This window comes from Pseudomonas sp. MWU12-3103b, assembly GCF_023100615.1.
GTDB lineage: Bacteria > Pseudomonadota > Gammaproteobacteria > Pseudomonadales > Pseudomonadaceae > Aquipseudomonas > Aquipseudomonas putida_A.
Map to the genome: position 1 here is coordinate 1 of NZ_JALMEY010000014.1, position 16,821 is coordinate 16,821.

At 60.1% G+C, this 16,821-nt stretch carries 12 protein-coding genes; 5 read left to right on the forward strand and 7 right to left on the reverse strand.

From position 1 onward, the window contains the following. Nucleotides 1–294: 294 nt before the first annotated feature. Nucleotides 295–2,823 (reverse strand): sulfite reductase flavoprotein subunit alpha, encoded by a 2,529-nt coding sequence (locus M0808_RS20620; protein ID WP_247842298.1) that lies wholly within the window; start codon nt 2,821–2,823, stop codon nt 295–297. A gap of 236 nt (nt 2,824–3,059) precedes the next feature. Beyond that, the gene (locus tag M0808_RS20625; protein ID WP_247842299.1) at nt 3,060–5,381 is read right to left on the reverse strand and encodes a TonB-dependent siderophore receptor; all 2,322 of its coding nucleotides are present in this window, start codon (nt 5,379–5,381) and stop codon (nt 3,060–3,062) included. A 207-nt stretch (nt 5,382–5,588) separates the two neighbouring features. On the opposite strand from M0808_RS20625, the gene M0808_RS20630 reads away from it, so the two are divergent. Together M0808_RS20630 and M0808_RS20635 are read left to right on the forward strand one after the other, a co-directional pair. Then, the gene (locus M0808_RS20630) at nt 5,589–6,269 is read left to right on the forward strand and encodes a Fe2+-dependent dioxygenase (RefSeq protein ID WP_247842300.1); all 681 of its coding nucleotides are present in this window, start codon (nt 5,589–5,591) and stop codon (nt 6,267–6,269) included. After that, complete coding sequence (locus M0808_RS20635; RefSeq protein ID WP_247842301.1) at nt 6,266–7,024, forward strand: tetratricopeptide repeat protein; 759 nt, start codon at nt 6,266–6,268, stop codon at nt 7,022–7,024. The genes M0808_RS20630 and M0808_RS20635 overlap by 4 nt, the downstream gene beginning before the upstream one ends. A 161-nt stretch (nt 7,025–7,185) precedes the next feature. On the opposite strand, the gene M0808_RS20640 is transcribed toward M0808_RS20635, so the two are convergent. From M0808_RS20640 to M0808_RS20660, 5 genes are all read right to left on the reverse strand, one after another. Further along, on the reverse strand, nt 7,186–8,349 hold the full coding sequence (locus tag M0808_RS20640) for a type III PLP-dependent enzyme (RefSeq protein WP_027610803.1): 1,164 nt from the start codon (nt 8,347–8,349) through the stop codon (nt 7,186–7,188). 635 nt (nt 8,350–8,984) lie between these two features. After that, on the reverse strand, nt 8,985–10,142 hold the full coding sequence (locus M0808_RS20645; RefSeq protein WP_027610804.1) for an ABC transporter ATP-binding protein: 1,158 nt from the start codon (nt 10,140–10,142) through the stop codon (nt 8,985–8,987). After that, nucleotides 10,139–10,792: an ABC transporter permease gene (locus tag M0808_RS20650; protein WP_007965673.1), complete on the reverse strand. Its 654-nt coding sequence runs from the start codon at nt 10,790–10,792 to the stop codon at nt 10,139–10,141. Before M0808_RS20650 ends, M0808_RS20645 begins: the two co-directional genes overlap by 4 nt. Before the next feature lie 12 nt (nt 10,793–10,804). After that, nucleotides 10,805–11,698: a glycine betaine ABC transporter substrate-binding protein gene (locus M0808_RS20655; RefSeq protein WP_027610805.1), complete on the reverse strand. Its 894-nt coding sequence runs from the start codon at nt 11,696–11,698 to the stop codon at nt 10,805–10,807. Between the two features lie 21 nt (nt 11,699–11,719). Continuing rightward, on the reverse strand, nt 11,720–12,409 hold the full coding sequence (locus tag M0808_RS20660) for an ABC transporter permease (protein ID WP_171061924.1): 690 nt from the start codon (nt 12,407–12,409) through the stop codon (nt 11,720–11,722). Nucleotides 12,410–12,767: 358 nt separating this feature from the next. On the opposite strand from M0808_RS20660, the gene M0808_RS20665 reads away from it, so the two are divergent. From M0808_RS20665 to M0808_RS20675, 3 genes are all read left to right on the forward strand, one after another. Beyond that, a complete protein-coding gene (locus tag M0808_RS20665) occupies nt 12,768–14,351 on the forward strand; it encodes a peptide chain release factor 3 (protein WP_027610807.1) in 1,584 nt (527 codons plus the stop codon). An 802-nt stretch (nt 14,352–15,153) separates the two neighbouring features. Then, on the forward strand, nt 15,154–16,383 hold the full coding sequence (locus M0808_RS20670; RefSeq protein WP_247842302.1) for an MFS transporter: 1,230 nt from the start codon (nt 15,154–15,156) through the stop codon (nt 16,381–16,383). 157 nt (nt 16,384–16,540) lie between these two features. Then, on the forward strand, nt 16,541–16,795 hold the full coding sequence (locus M0808_RS20675; RefSeq protein WP_247842303.1) for a hypothetical protein: 255 nt from the start codon (nt 16,541–16,543) through the stop codon (nt 16,793–16,795). The last annotated feature ends 26 nt before the right edge of the window (nt 16,796–16,821 follow it).

Consider the following 16,821-nt stretch of genomic DNA (forward strand, 5'->3'; position numbering starts at 1 on the left):
GGGAGAGGGAGCCTACGGAGTTGTATCGAGTTGTACATCGACCTGAAAGACCGAGTCGATTACGGATTCGGTGAATCACCTTCATAGCGGCGTAATTCGGCATCCCCAATCAGCGCCCCTCTTTTTCGGGGAGAGGGAGCCTACGGAGTGGTATCGAGTTGTACATCGACCTGAAAGACCGAGTCGATTATGGATTCGGTACATCACCTTCAGGTCGGCGTATTTATCCGGCATCCCCCAATCAGTCCCCTCTCCCTCCGGGAGAGGGTTAGGGTGAGGGGCTCTTTGGCTGAGTCAGTACACGTCGCGGCGATAGCGGCCCTGTTCGATCAGACGTTCGACTTCGGTGGTACCGAGGATGTCGTCGAGTGCCTGATCGACGCCGGCGGCCATGCCCTGCAGGCTGCCGCAGATGTAGATCACCGCACCGTCAGCCAGCCATTTCTTCAGTTCGTCAGCGAATTCGCGCAGGCGATCCTGCACGTAAATCTTTTGCGCCTGATCCCGCGAAAACGCCAGGTCCAGCCGCGCCAGATCACCATTGATCAACCACTCTTCCAACTCCGCCCGGCAGAGGAAATCGTGCTCGCGATTGCGTTCGCCGAACAGCAGCCATTGACGTTGCTGACCGTCGGCGATGCGTGCCTTGAGCAGGCTGCGCAATCCGGCGAGGCCGGTGCCGTTGCCCAGCAGAATCATCGGCACCGGTTCGTTTGGCAAGTGGAAGCCACTGTTGCGCCGCACGCGCAGGCTGATGCTGCCGCCCACGGGCGCATGCTCGGTCAGCCAGCCGGAGCCGATGCCGAGGCTGCCGTCGCTGTGTTGTTCCTGACGCACGATCAGTTCCAGCACGCCGTCGGCGGCAATCGAGGCGATCGAGTATTCGCGCATGGCCAGCGGCACCATCGCATCCACCAGCGCTTGTGCATGCAGGCCGACCAGATGCGCGCGATGCTCGGGCAACTGGCGGCTGGCGAGGGCGATTTCCAATGGCTCTTCGAGGCCGTTGATCTTCACCGTGGTTTCGCCACGAATGCCGAGGCCGTCGAGGAAGTGTTCGATTGCCCACGCACAGTTACGCGGCAACACTTCCACCAGATCGCCGGCCAGCCAACTGCTGGTGCTCGGCGCCTTCAGGCCCAGCAGGTACACCGGCGCGCCGCTGCTGTCGGGGTTCATCAGTTCGCGGCTGACCAGCGTCCAGTTGTCGTAGCTCGGCGCTTGCCAGGTGTCGACCGGCGCTTGTCCGGTCAGCTGTCCGAGCTGGGTTTGCCAATGACGCAGGGCGTAGGGGTCGCCGCTGTCGACTTCGACCGGGGCGAACAGGGTCTTGCCGCCGTGCTCGCCCAGCCACTGATGCAGGCGTCGGGCGAAACCGCAGAAATTCTGGTACTGGCGGTCGCCGAGGCCCAGCACCGCATAGTTCAGGCCGTCGAAGCTTGCAGCGTTGCTCAGCACTTTGCGCTCGAAACCGCGCGCGCTGTCCGGTGCTTCGCCGTCGCCGAAGGTGCTGACCACGAACAGCGCGTTATTCGACTCACGCAGATCCTGCGCGCTGACGTTCGCCAGCGGCTGCACCTTCACCGGCAACCCGGCGGCTTGCAATTGCCCGGCGGTCTGCCACGCCAGTTGCTCGGCAAAACCGCTCTGGCTGGCGAAACCCACCAGCCATGCCGGTGCATCAGCGTTCGGTGCCTGAAGACCTTTGCGCGTGTCCTGAATCTGCTTTTTCTTGCGTCGGCGATCCAGATACAGCAGCCAGCCAGTGATGAAAAACAACGGCATGCACACGGCGGCGAGGGTGACGAGGATCCGTCCGACGAGGCCGAAATAGCTGCCGACGTGCAGCGCGTAAATGCTGGTCAACAGCTGCGCCTTGAAGCTCTTGTCGGCGTAGCGATCGACGCGTTTGACCACGCCGGTGGCCGGGTCGAGGGTGATCTGGTTCAGCGCGCGATCATGCGGCGAGCTGTCGAGCAGATAGAACACGGTCGCCGGTTGCCCGGCCACTGGCGGCATGCGGATGTTGTAGGCCGACAGGCCCGGGCCGGCAGCGCTGTAGATGCTGCTCCACATCGCTGCGTAGTCGGCAGTCGGTGCCGGACCTTCCGGCGCCGGCCCGCGACCGCCGCGCACGCGCTCGTTTTGCGGCGCATCGGAAAGCAGTTTGGTCAGGCCCTTGTTGTACCACTCGTACGACCAGGACAACCCGGTCAACGCCAGCAGCAGATACACCAGCAGGCACCAGGTGCCGGCCACCGAGTGCAGATCCCAGTTGAAGCTGCGGCCCTTTTTCTTCCAGTCGAGGGTCAGCCACACGCGCCAGCTGTTCCACTGGCGCGGCCAGCGCAGGTACAGCCCGGAGAGGCAGAAGAACAGCAGGATCAGGGTGCAGGCGCCGGTGATGTTGCGCCCGGTATCGCCCATGGCGAGAAAGCGGTGCAGTTGCAGCATCAGGCCGAAGAAGTCCTGGCCCACGGCGTCGCCCATGAACTCGCCGGTGTATGGGTCGAAGTAGCGCATCTCGCCACGGCGTTCGCCTTTGGGCGGGGTGAAGTAGACGCGCGCGGCGTTGCCACTGTCGGTTTCGACCCAGAGCATCCCGACTTTCTTGCCGGAGTTCGCTTCGATGTGTTCCACCAGCTCGACTGGAGGCAGGACGCCAGCGACCTGTTTTTCCACCTGCAACACCGACGGGTTCAGCGCCCGCAGGATTTCGTCCTGGAACGAATAGGCGGCACCGGTAATGCCCATCAGGGCCAGCACCAGCCCGGCAGTGATGCCGAAAAACCAGTGCAACTGGAACAGGGTTTTCTTCAACACGTCGCTCGCCTTGTCCGTTCGAAAATTGTCATCACGGCGCGCATTATGCCGTGGGTTGTCGAGAGCTTCTTTGATTACGCACAAAGGCCCCGTTCAATCTAATGAACGGGGCCGGATCTGCTGATTGCATTAACTGTGGGAGGGGGCTTGCTCCCGAATGCGTCGTGTCAGTCGATATCTATTTCACTGACACATCGCCTTCGCGAGCAAGCCCGCTCCCACATTTACCGCATCAATCAGAAGTGGAAGTTGGTGCTCAACAGCGCCGTACGGCCCGCCGCCTGGTTGGCGAAGTGGGTCGAGAAGGCTTTGTCGTAGTAGGTTTCATTGGTCAGGTTCTGCACGTTGAGTTGCAGGTCGACGTTCTTGCTCAGCTTGTAGGCGGCCATCGCGTCGTAACGTACATAGGAATCGACCATCGTGGTGTTGGCCACGCTGCCGTAGACGTCGTCGACGTAGAACGCGCCGCCACCGAGGGTCAGCTTCGGTGTGACCTGATAAGTGGTCCACAGGCTGGCGCTGTTTTTCGGCGTGTTGGGCAACTCGTTACCGTTGTTGATTTTGTTGGCCGGCAGGTCACCGCCGTCCACCTGTTCGCTGTCCATGTAGGCGTAGCCGGCGAACACTTGCCACTTGTCAGTGATCTTGCCGCTGGCCGACAGCTCGATACCTTGCACGCGGGTCTTGCCGGCGTTCTCGTAGGAGGTGGTGTCGACTTGTACGCGAGCGTTTTCTTTCTCGGTGCGGAACACGTCAGCGGTCAGCGACAGACGATCGTTCAGCAGATCCCACTTGGTGCCGATTTCGTAGTTCTTGGTGGTTTCCGGCTCCATGTCGCTCTTGAGCAGGTTGCCGTTGCGATCCGGGGTGCCGCCCAGCGGGTTACCTTCCTGGCCTTCACCGAGGGTGTTGCCCGGTGGTGTCGCGGAAGTCGCGTAGGAGGCGTAGATGCTGCCGTTTGGCGCCGGTTTGTAGACCACGCCGAACTGACCGGTGACGAATTCGCTGGTGTCATCACCTTTGGAGGTGGTGGTGCCGGCGTTGTTGTAGGTCTTGTAGTCGGTGTCGAAGTGGTCGTAACGCAGGCCCATGTTCACCAGCCACTGCTCGGACAACTCCAGGGTGTCGAACGCATACAGCGCGTAAGTGTTGGCCTTGGTGTCGGTGCCGGCGTAGTTGCGCGAGATCGCGCCGTTCCACGGATCGTTCGGGTTCGGGTTCGACAGCGAGGTGCAGTTGTAGCCGCTCGATGCGCCAATCATCGACGGGGTGCAATTGGTGGTCGCGGCGCTGGTGCGCGGCGTGGTGTCAGTGTTGACGTTGTACGAGGACTTCTGGCCTTCCTCGCGGGTGTATTCGACACCGGTGGAGAAGCTGTTCTTGAAACCGGCGACGTAGAAATTGCCGAACAGATCAGTCTGGTTGGTGGTGGTCTCGGTGTTGCTGACCCGCGTGTTGGCACGGCGCCAGACGCTGCCATTGTTGACGTTGCCCTTGCTGTCGTCCGGCTGAGTCAGGATGTAATCCTGCATGCTGGTGCCGTGGCGCAGGGTGTTCTTGATGGTCAGCGAGTCGCTCAGGTCATGCTCGATGGCGAAGGTCGCGGTGTCGGTGCGGCCCTTGCGGAAGTCGCGATCCAGACCGTAGAAGTTGCTGTGATCACCACCGGCGTACGGCTTGTCCGGGTTGGACTTGGTGCGTGCAGCCGAACCACCGGCCGGGATGGTGTAAGGAATGCCCGAGTCCGGGGTGTCGTTGCTTTCCAGATGGTAGTAGTCGAGGTTGACGCGGGTGTCGGTACCCAGGCCAAACGCCAGGGACGGCGCGATACCCCAGCGATCGTAGTCGACCTTGTCGCGACCGGCGACATTGCTCTCGTGGCTCATCAGGTTCAGGCGGCCGGCAGCGGTGTCGCTGAACTGGTAGTTGCCGTCCAGGGTGTAACGCTGGGTCTGGTCGGAACCCCAGGTGAAACCACCATCAAACGAATTGCCCAGGTGCGCTTTCTTGCTCACCAGGTTGATGCTGCCGCCGGCTGCGCCGCGACCGCCGATGGCGGAGTTCGGGCCCTTGCTGACTTCGATGTTTTCCACGGCAAAGATTTCGCGACTCTGCGAACCGGTGTCGCGCACGCCGTCGAGGTAGGTGTCGCCCTGGGCGTCGAAACCACGAATGAACGGGCGATCGCCCTGCGGGTTGCCACCTTCACCGGCACCGAAGGTGATGCCCGGCACGGTGCGCAGCGCGTCCTGCATGTTCAGGGCGCCGGTGTCTTTGAGCACTTGTTGCGGGATGACGGTGACCGAGCGCGGCGTGTCGACCAGCGGCGCGGTGTACTTGGGCGAGGAGGCTTTTTCGACCTGGTAGGACGTCGAGTCCTGCGCTTCGCCGGTGATGGCGGTGGCGTCCAGGGCGATGGCATTGCCAGAGGCTTTGCTATCGGTCTTTTCCGCGGCGAAGACCATCTGGCCAGCGGAGCCGGCGGTGATGGCAACACCAATGGCCGAAGCAAGCAAACGTGGTGAACTGACCGGCAATTGAACCTGTTGACGTGACATTTTTATTCCCCTCCCCAAGGATTTGAGGTCGCGGAATATAGGGTAAACAGGTATTCGTATCAATTGCGAAACATTGTTATTCGCGACGAATTTACATTCTTTACAATTTAACCTTACGGTTTTTGCCGATTCATCCGTCGTGCGGGTTTTACACGGCCAATAAGAATCAATACCATTGGCACCCCTTTACCATCAGGTACGTTTGCCATGCTGCTGCACATTCCCGGCTTGTTCGCGAAAGACGAAGTGCAGCGCATTCGCGAGGCGCTGGAGCAAGCGGATTGGGCTGATGGCAAGATCACCGCCGGCTATCAGTCGGCCAAGGCCAAGCACAATCTGCAACTGCCGGAAGGCCATCCGCTGGCCAAGGAAATCGGTGCAGCGATGCTCGAACGCTTGTGGAAAAATCCGCTGTTCATGTCGGCCGCGCTGCCGCACAAAGTATTCCCGCCGTTACTCAACTGCTACACGGCGGGCGGTAGTTTCGACTTTCACATCGACAACGCCGTGCGTCAGCCCAAAGGCAGCATCGAGCGGGTGCGCACCGATCTGTCGGCCACACTGTTTTTCAGCGAACCCGAGGATTACGACGGCGGCGAGCTGGAGATCCAGGACACTTTCGGCACGCAACGGGTGAAACTGCCCGCCGGCGACATGGTGCTGTACCCCGGCAGCAGCCTGCACAAGGTCAATGCCGTCACCCGCGGCGCGCGTTATGCGTCGTTCTTCTGGACGCAAAGCCTGGTGCGCGAAGACAGCCAGCGCGCCTTGTTGTTCGAGATGGACGGCGCGATTCAGCAACTCACCCAGGATATGCCCGATCATCCGTCACTGATTCGCCTCACCGGGACCTATCACAATCTACTGCGGCGCTGGGTCGAGGTATGAGTTTCCTGCTGCGTCGCGAGGAAATCCTCAGCGGCGAACAACTTAGCGCCATGCTCGGCGAAAGTCCGGCCCGTGCCGCGCAAGCGATTTTGCTCGCGGCGGGTGAGGGCGAAGTTGAAGCGCAGGCGTTGCTTGGACAGATTCTTCTGGATGGACAGGGCATCGCGCAGGATCAGCCGCTGGCGCTGCGCTGGTTCGGCATCGCGGCCGGGCGCGGGCATTTGATGGCGCGCAACATGCTCGGGCGTTGTCATGAGCATGGCTGGGGATGTTCGGCAGATGCGGCGATTGCCGCACAGCACTATCGGATCGCGGCGCAAGCCGGACTGGATTGGGCGATGTACAACCTCGCCAATCTGCTCGCGACCGGGCGGGGCGGGGCGGTGGATCAGCAACAGGCGTTGGCGCTGTATCGGCGCGCGGCTGAATTGGGCCATGCGAAATCGATGAATCTGCTGGGGCGCTATCTGGAAGAAGGGCAGGCGTGCCCGGCGGATCCTGTGGCAGCGCGCGATTGGTATCGACGTTCGGCTGAGGCTGGGGATTTTCGTGGGCAGTTCAGTTTTGCTGCAGTTTTGGCGGACGAGGGGCGGATTGATGAGGCGGTCGATTGGCTTGAGAAAGCCTTGGCCGGCGGCAATCTGAATTTTCTGCGGGTGGCGAGTCAGGCACTGTTAAGTGCGACAGATCCCGGAATCCGGGGGATGGCATCCAGATATCAGCTTCGCGCCGATGAGTTAAGCCGCACTGCATAACCCCTGTCGGAGCGGGCTTGCTCGCGAAGGCGTCGTGTCAGTCATCATCATCCGCACTGGCCCACCGCATTCGCGAGCAAGCCCGCTCCCACAATGGATTGCATCGACATACAAAAAGGCCCATGACACGTCATGGGCCTTTTGCATTATGGCTTCAGCGCTTACACGTAAAACGATTTCAGCGGCGGGAAGCCATTGAATTCGACGGCGCTGTAGCTGGTGGTGTAAGCACCGGTCGACAGCCAGTACAGACGATCACCGATGGCCAGGTTCAGCGGCAGACCGTACTTGTAGTTCTCGTACATGATGTCGGCGCTGTCGCAGGTCGGGCCGGCGATGACCACTTCTTCCATCTCGCCTTTCTTCTCGGTCCAGATCGGGAACTTGATCGCCTCGTCCATGGTTTCGATCAGGCCGGAGAACTTGCCCACATCGGTATACACCCAACGCTCAACGGCGGTGCGGGATTTACGTGCAACCAGTACCACCTCGCTGACGAGAATGCCGGCGTTGGCAATCAACGAACGGCCCGGCTCCAGAATGATTTCCGGCAGGTCATCGCCGAAGTCTTCCTTCAGGAAGCGGATGATTTCTTCGGCGTAGGTTTCCAGGCTGTTGGTGCGGGTGATGTAGTTGGCCGGGAAGCCGCCACCCATGTTGATCAGCTTCAAGTGGATGCCGTCTTCTTCTTTCAGGCGCTCGAAGATCACTTTGACCTTGGCGATCGCCGCGTCCCAGACACTGATGTCGCGCTGTTGCGAACCGACGTGGAACGAGATGCCGTACGGCACCAGGCCCAGGTCGCGGGCGAGGATCAGCAGGTCCATGGCCATGTCGGTCTGGCAGCCGAACTTGCGCGACAGTGGCCAGTCAGCGGTGGTCGAGCCTTCGGTGAGGATGCGCACATAGACTTTCGCACCCGGCGCAGCCTTGGCAATGTTGCGCAGGTCGGCTTCGGAGTCGGTGGCGAACAGGCGCACACCCTTCTCGTAGAAGTAGCGGATGTCCTTGGACTTTTTGATGGTGTTGCCGTAGCTGATCTGGTCCGGGCTGACGCCACGGCTCAGCACTTTGTCCAGCTCATAGATGGAGGCGATGTCGAAGCTCGAGCCTTTCTCTTTGAGCAGGTCGATGATCTCGACAGCCGGGTTGGCCTTGACCGCGTAGTAGACCTTGGCGAATTCGAAACCGGCGCGCAGGTCATCGTAGGCCTGGCTGATCATCGCGGTGTCGATCACCACGAACGGGGTTTCCTGTTTGTCGGCGAACGCCTTCATTTTCTGAAAGGTTTCGCGCGCGAAATAGTCTTCGACCTGGATCGACATGCTGGAGTGCTCCTATGGGCAAACGGGTAAAAACATGGGTGTAAATGAACGTCCTCCGTATCCCCACTTTGGTTCGCCTACTTCCCAAGGCATGTCGCCGAAAGCAAAAAGGCCACGGGCGTATCTGCCCTTGGCCTTGCTGTCTCGTCGTCAGTACTTGAGCCGGATGGATCGTTTCCAGCATGGACGTTCGGCGCGAACTTTAGGGCGTGAGGGGCCTGAGATCAACTAAAAATGTCGCGTTTTTGCACGCTTCTGACGTACGTCGCGGATATCACTCTTTGTAGCCGACCGAGATGACGGACAGATGTTCCCCGAGGATTTTCATGTGTTAAAAATACCTGCACGTTCGCGGCTTTTGTCGGCTAATTAGCCGGGAAGTGTGATCGGCGCAACATCGGCGACGTTGGCGGCGAGAGGTGGATGTGAGGGGGATTTTGGCCGTTTGGGAGCGGGAGTTTGCAGAGGTTCTGTGAACGCAGCTGTTGAGATTCTTTTCCGCCCTGCGAATCATCAGGAAATTGCGCGAATCCTGTGGGAGCGGGCTTGCTCGCGAAGACATTTTCACAGCCGACATCACCGCCGACGGCCACTACGCATTCGCGAGCAAGCCCGCTCCCACAGGTTTGGAGTTTTTACGCGATTACAGCCTCAGCCGGCGAGACGATATTGGTCTTCATCCCGCGCGAACGCCCCGAGCTCAGATAGGCTGCGATCGACTCCTGCGTCACCTCACCGAGGAACACCCGCTCGGCATCCATCACCGGCAGCCACGAACGGTTGAACTCGTACATGCGCGACAGCAGGATGCGCAGGTGTTCGTCGTACGCCGCGGTGGCGTTGAACTCACGCAGATACTGCGCGCAGGTGCCGGTCTGGCGGTGCAGGTCGCGACGACGCACATAGCCCAGCGCCTTGTTCTCGGCACAGGTGACCACCACGTAGCGGCGATCATGCTCGTCCATCAACTCCAGCGCATCGGCCACCGGGGTTTCCGGGCTGACCGAAGGCGCATTGTCGGCGGCGTCTTCGGCCTTCACCAGCAGCAGGCGTTTGAGGGTGCTGTCCTGGCCGACGAAATTGCTGACAAAGTCGTCCGCCGGGTGTGCGAGCAGGGTGTCCGGGTGATCGATCTGCAGCAGTTTGCCGGCGCGGAAGATCGCGATCTTGTCACCAAGCTTGATCGCTTCGTCGATGTCGTGGCTGACCATGATCACGGTCTTGTTCAGCGCGCGCTGCATCTCGAAGAACTCGTTCTGGATCATCTCGCGGTTGATCGGGTCGACTGCACCGAACGGCTCGTCCATCAGCAACAGCGGCGCATCCGCCGCCAGTGCGCGGATCACACCGATGCGCTGCTGCTGGCCGCCGGACAGTTCACGCGGATAGCGATGCAGATACTGCTTGGGTTCCAGTTTGATCATGCTCATCAGTTCGCGAGCGCGGTCGTGGCATTTCTGTTTGTCCCAGCCGAGCAGTTTCGGCACCACGACGATGTTCTCTTCGATGGTCATGTTGGGGAACAGGCCGATCTGCTGGATCACGTAGCCGATGTTGCGGCGCAGGGTCACTTCGTCGAGGTCGGTGGTGTCTTCGCCGTTGATCAGGATCTTGCCCGAGGTCGGCTTGATCAGGCGGTTGATCATTTTCAGCGTGGTGCTTTTGCCGCAACCCGATGGCCCGAGGAACACACAGATTTCGCCTTCATTGACGGTCAGGCTCACCGAGTCCACGGCTTTGACATCTTTGCCGTTGCTCTGGAAGGTCTTGCTGAGGTTTTGAAGTTCGATCATTTGAGGAGTCCTTTTGGAGTCAGCGTACGTTGCAGCCACTGCAGGAGAAGGTCGGCGAAGATCGCCAGAAGACTGACCAGCAGCGCGCCGACGATCAGCATCGACATGTCGCTGCGGCTGATGGAGGCGAGGATCAGCACACCGAGGCCACCGGCGCCGATGGTCGCGGCGATGGTCATTACGCCGATGTTCATCACCACCGCGGTGCGTACGCCAGCGAGGATCACCGGCACCGCAATCGGCAGCTCGACCATGCGCAGGCGCTGGCCGAAGGTCATGCCGATGCCGCGTGCAGCTTCACGAATGCCCGGCTCGACGCCGGTCAGGGCGAGATAGGTGTTGCGCATGATCGGTAGCAGCGAATAGAGGAACACTGCGGTGATCGCCGGCATCGGCCCCAGGCCCTGGCCGAATTTGGAGTAGAACGGCAGCAGCAGGCCGAACAGGGCAATCGACGGCACGGTCAGCAGCACCGTGGCGCTGGCCTGCAAGGGACCGGCGAGGCTCGGGAAGCGCGTCATCAGAATGCCCAGCGGCACACCGATGAGAATCGCCAGGGTCACGGCGATGCCGACCAGGGTGATGTGCTGCCAGGTCAGGTGCATCACCTGCTGCCAGTCGAGGTGGGAAAAGGCGTTGAGAAATTCCATGACTTTTCCTCCTTAATTGAGTGGATGCTGGCGCAGGAAATCCGCGGCGACTTTCGATGGGCTTTCGTGATCGACATCGACCCGCGCGTTGAGCTGGCGCATGGTTTCGTCGTCGAACAGTTGCGCCAGCGGCTTGAGTTGCTCGGCCAGTTGCGGGTGCTTGTCCAGATACGCCTGACGCACCACCGGCGCGGCGGTGTAGTCGGGGAAGTAGTGTTTGTCGTCTTCCAGCAGTTTCAGGCCGAACGCATTCAGGCGACCGTCGGTGGTGTAGACCAGACCGGCAAACACCTGGCCGTTGCGCAGCGCGGTGTAGACCAGTCCCGCGTCCATCTGGCGGATGTTCTTGCGGGTCAGGTTCATGTCGTAGAGCTTGACCATGCCGTCCAGACCGTCGGAGCGGTTGGCGAACTCGGTGTCCAGCGCCACCAGGTGATTGGTCTTGGCCTCATCGCGCAGCACCTTGTTCAGGTCACTGATGGTGTTGATCTGCGGATACTCCTCGGCGACTTTTTTCGGCAGGGCGAGGGCGTAGGTGTTGCTGAATTTCGACGGGGTCAGCCAGACCAGGCCTTTTTTCGCGTCGAGTTCTTTCACTCGGGCGTAGGACTGTTCGCTGTCGAGTTTCTCGGTGACATGGTTGTAGGCCACCAGCGACACGCCGGTGTATTCCCAGAGCATGTCCAGTTGTCCGCTTTCGTGAGCGCTGCGGGCGAGGTTGCTGCCCAGACCGCCGGTGATCTGCGCGTCGTAGCCTTTGCTGCGCAGATATTGCGCGGTGATTTCCGCGAGCAGGGTCTGCTCGGTGAACACCCGGGCGCCGAGGCGAATGAGCGGTTTTTCCGCCGCCTGGGCAAATCCTGCGAACAGCATGATGCAGCCTAAGATCAAGCTAAATCGTTTCATAAGTATTCCTTCGCAAAAGCCTTAAGACGGGCGCAAACCGCGTTCCAGCCAGAGACGGCTGGCGAGGGTGACCACGCCATCGAGCAGCAGGGCCAGCAGCGCGGTGCACGCGGCGCCGAGCAGCAGTTGCGGCTGATTGTTCAGGGCGATGCCAGGGAAGATCAGGCTGCCGAGGCTGTTGGCGCCGATCAGGAATGCCAGCGGCGCGGTGCCGACGTTGATCGCCAGTGCCACGCGCACGCCACCGATGATGATCGGCACGGCGTTGGGCAATTCGACTTTCCACAGCACCTGGCGCGGGGTCATGCCGATGCCGACGGCGGCTTCCTTCAGCGAACCCTGAACGTTTTTCAGGCCTTCGTAGGTGTTGCGCACGATCGGCAACAGGGACGCGAGGAACAAAGCGAAGATCGCCGGACCACTGCCGATGCCGAGAACCCCCAGGGCAATCGCCAGTACGGCCAGCGGTGGCACGGTGTTGCCGATATTGAAGATCTGCATGAAGCGTTCAGCGCGGCCGACCATGGTCGGGCGACTGAGGAAGATACCGGCGGGGATGCCCACGACCAGGGCGGCCAGCATTGAAGCGAGGACGAGAATCAGATGAGCTTGCAGGTAAAACAACAAATCGTCGCGGTAGTGTTCGATCGTGTTGATGCCGATCCAGTGGATCAGCAGGGCCAGGAGCGCGATAACCACCGCACCTCCCATCAGCCCTTTGCCATAGCGGATAGCCACAGGCGGACTCCTTTTTTATAGTCGGCGAACGCTCTCCCGTGTGGCATGCCAAGCCTTGGCTGCCGGGAATAAACGTTCGCGAGAAGCAGCTCCTTCAGCACCGGCAACAAGCGGTCTGAAAGCGAGCCATGAGCGCAGCCTCGTCAGGCTAACTTGCTGATTTTTCAGCCCCTGACGAAATGTCGTAACAGGGGATGGACGTCTCCGTGCTTTAAAAGGTTCCCATCTGGGGCAGCATTTGGCCACCCTTAATGTGCTCAACGGTTCGGTTATTGCATCGAGTTGGGCTATAATCGCGGCCCTTTTTTGAATCACCGCCAGGCGATTTCCCATGACCAACCAGGCCGCCGAAGTCGCGAAACGCCGCACTTTCGCCATTATTTCCCACCCCGATGCCGGTAAAACCACGATCACCGAAAAGCTCCTGTTGATGGGCAAGGCGATTGCAGTGGCCGGTACGGTGAAATCCCGTAAATCCGACCGCCATGCGACATCCGACTGGATGGAGATGGAGAAGCAGCGGGGTATTTCCATTACCACGTCGGTCATGCAGTTCCCGTATCGCGAACACATGATCAACCTGCTCGACACCCCGGGCCACGAAGACTTCTCCGAAGACACCTACCGCACCCTGACGGCGGTCGACTCGGCGCTGATGGTGCTCGACGGCGGTAAAGGCGTTGAGCCACGGACCATCGCCCTGATGGACGTCTGCCGTCTGCGTGACACGCCGATCGTCAGCTTCATCAACAAACTCGACCGTGACATCCGCGACCCGATCGAACTGCTCGACGAAATCGAAGCCGTTCTGAAGATCAAGGCAGCGCCGATCACCTGGCCGATCGGTTGCTACCGCGACTTCAAGGGCGTGTACCACCTGGCCGACGACTACATCATTGTCTACACCGCCGGTCACGGTCACGAACGCACCGAAACCAAGATCATCGAGAAACTCGACTCCGACGAGGCGCGCGCGCACCTGGGCGACGAGTACGATCGCTTCCTCGAACAGCTGGAACTGGTGCAGGGCGCCTGCCACGAGTTCAACCAGCAGGAGTTCCTCGACGGTCAACTGACTCCGGTGTTCTTCGGTACGGCATTGGGCAACTTCGGTGTCGATCACGTGCTCGACGCTGTAGTTGACTGGGCCCCGCGTCCGCTGGCCCGTGTCGCCAACGAACGTACCGTGGAGCCGGTGGAAGAGAAGTTCTCGGGCTTCATCTTCAAGATCCAGGCGAACATGGACCCGAAGCACCGCGACCGTATCGCCTTCATGCGTATCTGCTCCGGCAAGTACGAGAAAGGCATGAAGATGCGCCACGTGCGTACCGGCAAGGACGTGCGCATCGGCGACGCCCTGACGTTCTTCTCCTCCGAGCGTGAACAGCTGGAAGAGGCGTACGCCGGCGACATCATCGGTCTGCATAACCACGGCACGATCCAGATCGGCGACACCTTCAGCGAAGGTGAAGTCCTCGGTTTCACCGGTATCCCGCACTTCGCCCCGGAGCTGTTCCGTCGTGTGCGTCTGCGTGATCCGCTGAAGTCCAAGCAGTTGCGTCAGGGTCTGCAGCAGTTGGCCGAAGAAGGCGCGACCCAGGTGTTCTTCCCGGAGCGCAGCAACGACATCATTCTTGGCGCCGTGGGTGTGCTGCAGTTTGATGTGGTCGCCAGTCGTTTGAAGGAGGAATACAAGGTTGAGTGCTCGTATGAGCCGATCACTGTTTACTCCGCGCGCTGGATCGAGTGCAGCGACAAGAAGAAGCTTGAGGAATTTTCCAACAAGGCGGTGGAGAACCTCGCACTGGATGGCGGTGGGCACCTGACCTACCTGGCGCCGACGCGGGTTAACCTGGCGTTGATGGAAGAGCGGTGGCCGGATGTGAAATTCCGTGCGACGCGTGAGCATCATTAAGCGCTGAGCTGGGTTGTCTGGAGCCCCTGAGGTGTAGGCCTTGGGGGCTTTTTGGGGCTTTGGTCTTGGCGGCCTTTGGGCCGACCAGGTTCTTGGTTTTTTTGTGTACATATCCGTTTTTTTGGTAACGGCTACTAAGGGTTTCGCCCTTACGGCGAGTCACCTTTTCCAAACGCCGAAAAGGTAACCCAAAAGGCTTGCTCCTACGTTCGGCCCACTCGCTGGGGCTCGGGGTCCCTTCGCTGCGGGATTGATCCGGGCGCAGCGCCTACGGTTTGCTTCGCTGCACCTCCTCTCGCTGTGTTTGGCTTCGCCAAACGGTCGCTGCGCTCCCACCCCCGGATCAATCCCTCCACTCAGCCTTCCGATGTCGCCCATGGATCAAGATCAAAAGCTTTCGGCGAGCTGACACTCGGCCATTTGAGTGGTGAAAAGCATGCGCCTGGCTTTAGCTTTTTCTGTGGGAGCTGGCTTGCCAGCGATGGCGGCCTGACAGCCGACCAATCTCTACCTGAATACACCGGTTTCAACCTGTGGGAGCGGGCTTGCTCGCGAAGGCTGCCTGACAGCCGACCAGTCTCCAGCTGACCGCACCCATTCCCACTGTAGGAGCCAGCCTGCTGGCGATGGCGGCCTGACAGCCGACCATTTTTTCTAATCCAATTGAGCGACTGAAGGAAGCTCCTTGCAGGGACTGTAGGACGAATCCGTATTTTGAGATCTCAAGGTTCTTGAGCGCGACAACCGGCGCGCTGGACGTTAGTGTTCCAGGTCACGCCAGTCGCTTTGAGAGGTCAATGGAATGACGCGCAACCTCATCCATCTGCTGCGCCCCAACGGTTATTTCAGTCTGATGGCCTGGGTGCTTGCGGCGTTGCTGTTCATCAATCGTCTGAGCAGCATGGTCAAGTTGTTCATGGCGCTGTATCTGCGTCAGGAGCTGGGGCTGGCGATTGAAACCGTCGGCTGGTTGCTGTCGGCCTATGGTGCCGGGTTGTTGGTCGGTTCGATGCTGGGTGGTTTGCTCAGTGACCATGTGCGTACGGCGCGGCTGACGGCGGGGTTGTTCTTTGTTTCTGTGTTTGTGTTGATTCTGCTGGGGCTGGTGACGCAGGTACCGCTGCTGGCCGGTTTGCTGTTGCTCAGCGGCACCCTCGACGGGGCGATTCGAACGCTGCATCAGCGGCTGATCATGGAGTATTGCGAGCCTGCGCAGCGTTCGCGCGCCCAAGCCTTGAGTCGTGTTGCAAGAAACCTTGGCATGGCCGCCGCAGGTGTGGCGGGCGGGGTGTTGGCGCAGACGGATTTCCGTTGGGTGTTTTTTGTCAGTGCGGCGATGACGTTGCTGGCGTTGCTGTGGTTTGTGCGCACTACCTGGCACCGTGAGGTGCTCGAGCTCGATGAGGTGACCGAGGCTGGCACTGGCACACCGTTGCGCGACACGGCGTTCCTTTGGCTGCTCGGTGCGGCGGTGTTGCTGGGGATGGCCTTCGACACGGTTTACAGCACGCTGGGCAACTATCTGCGTGACTACTACCACTTGAGCACCGAGGCCATCGGCTGGCAGTTCGGGCTTAACGCGATGCTGGTGGTGGCGCTGCAGATACCACTGACGCATTGGGGCGAGCGCTGGGGCTTGCGTCGGCAATTGCTGGCGGGTTGTGTGTTGCTGGCGGTCGGGTTGGGAATGCTGCCGTTTGGTTCGGGGCTGTTTTACGTGTGTTTGTCGACGGTGATCTGGACGTTGGGTGAAGCTTTTTTCATGCCGCCGATGAATGTGCTGGTCATGCGGCATGCGCAGGGCAGCAAAAGCGGCCAGTATTTCGGCCTGTTTTTCATGAGCTGGAGCGCCAGTGCATTGCTGTCGCCGGTGTTGAGTGGTCAGTTGTATGGTCGCTTCGGCGGCCACAGTGTATGGCTTGCAAGCGCGACACTGGCGTTGTTGACCTTGCCGCTGATCTGCCTGGCGACGCGCTCATCGACCCAGGCCAAAGTGCTGGCCACCAGCAAACGCACGGCCTCGCTTAGCTGATTCGGTTATAGCGGTTATTCACAAGTGATCTCCCGTACCGGGGCATTTCCCGGGGTTGGTCAGCGTCCTATCTGGTGAACCGGACTGATCGGAACTAGATTTCATTCAGCGCCGGATCGGCACCCCAGGCTTCAACCACGAAAGGATGGAAATGGCTATGAGCATTTTTCAACGCATTGTGCTGTTGCTTAAGGTTTTGGTGATGTTGACGCTTGGCACTACGGCGGCGTGGGCAAGTTCTGTCACACCATCACAGGGGTTTAACGCAGCCCACGGACAAGCCGGTGTGGTCATGCTGGCCAAGTCTGAATCCGAACCAGGCGATCAGGATCAGGGCGGCAGCAAGGATGATGACGACTCGACCACTGACGAGCCGGACACTGACGATGACGAAGGCGACAGCCAGTCGTAAATCGCCGGCAAAAGAAAACCCCTTCT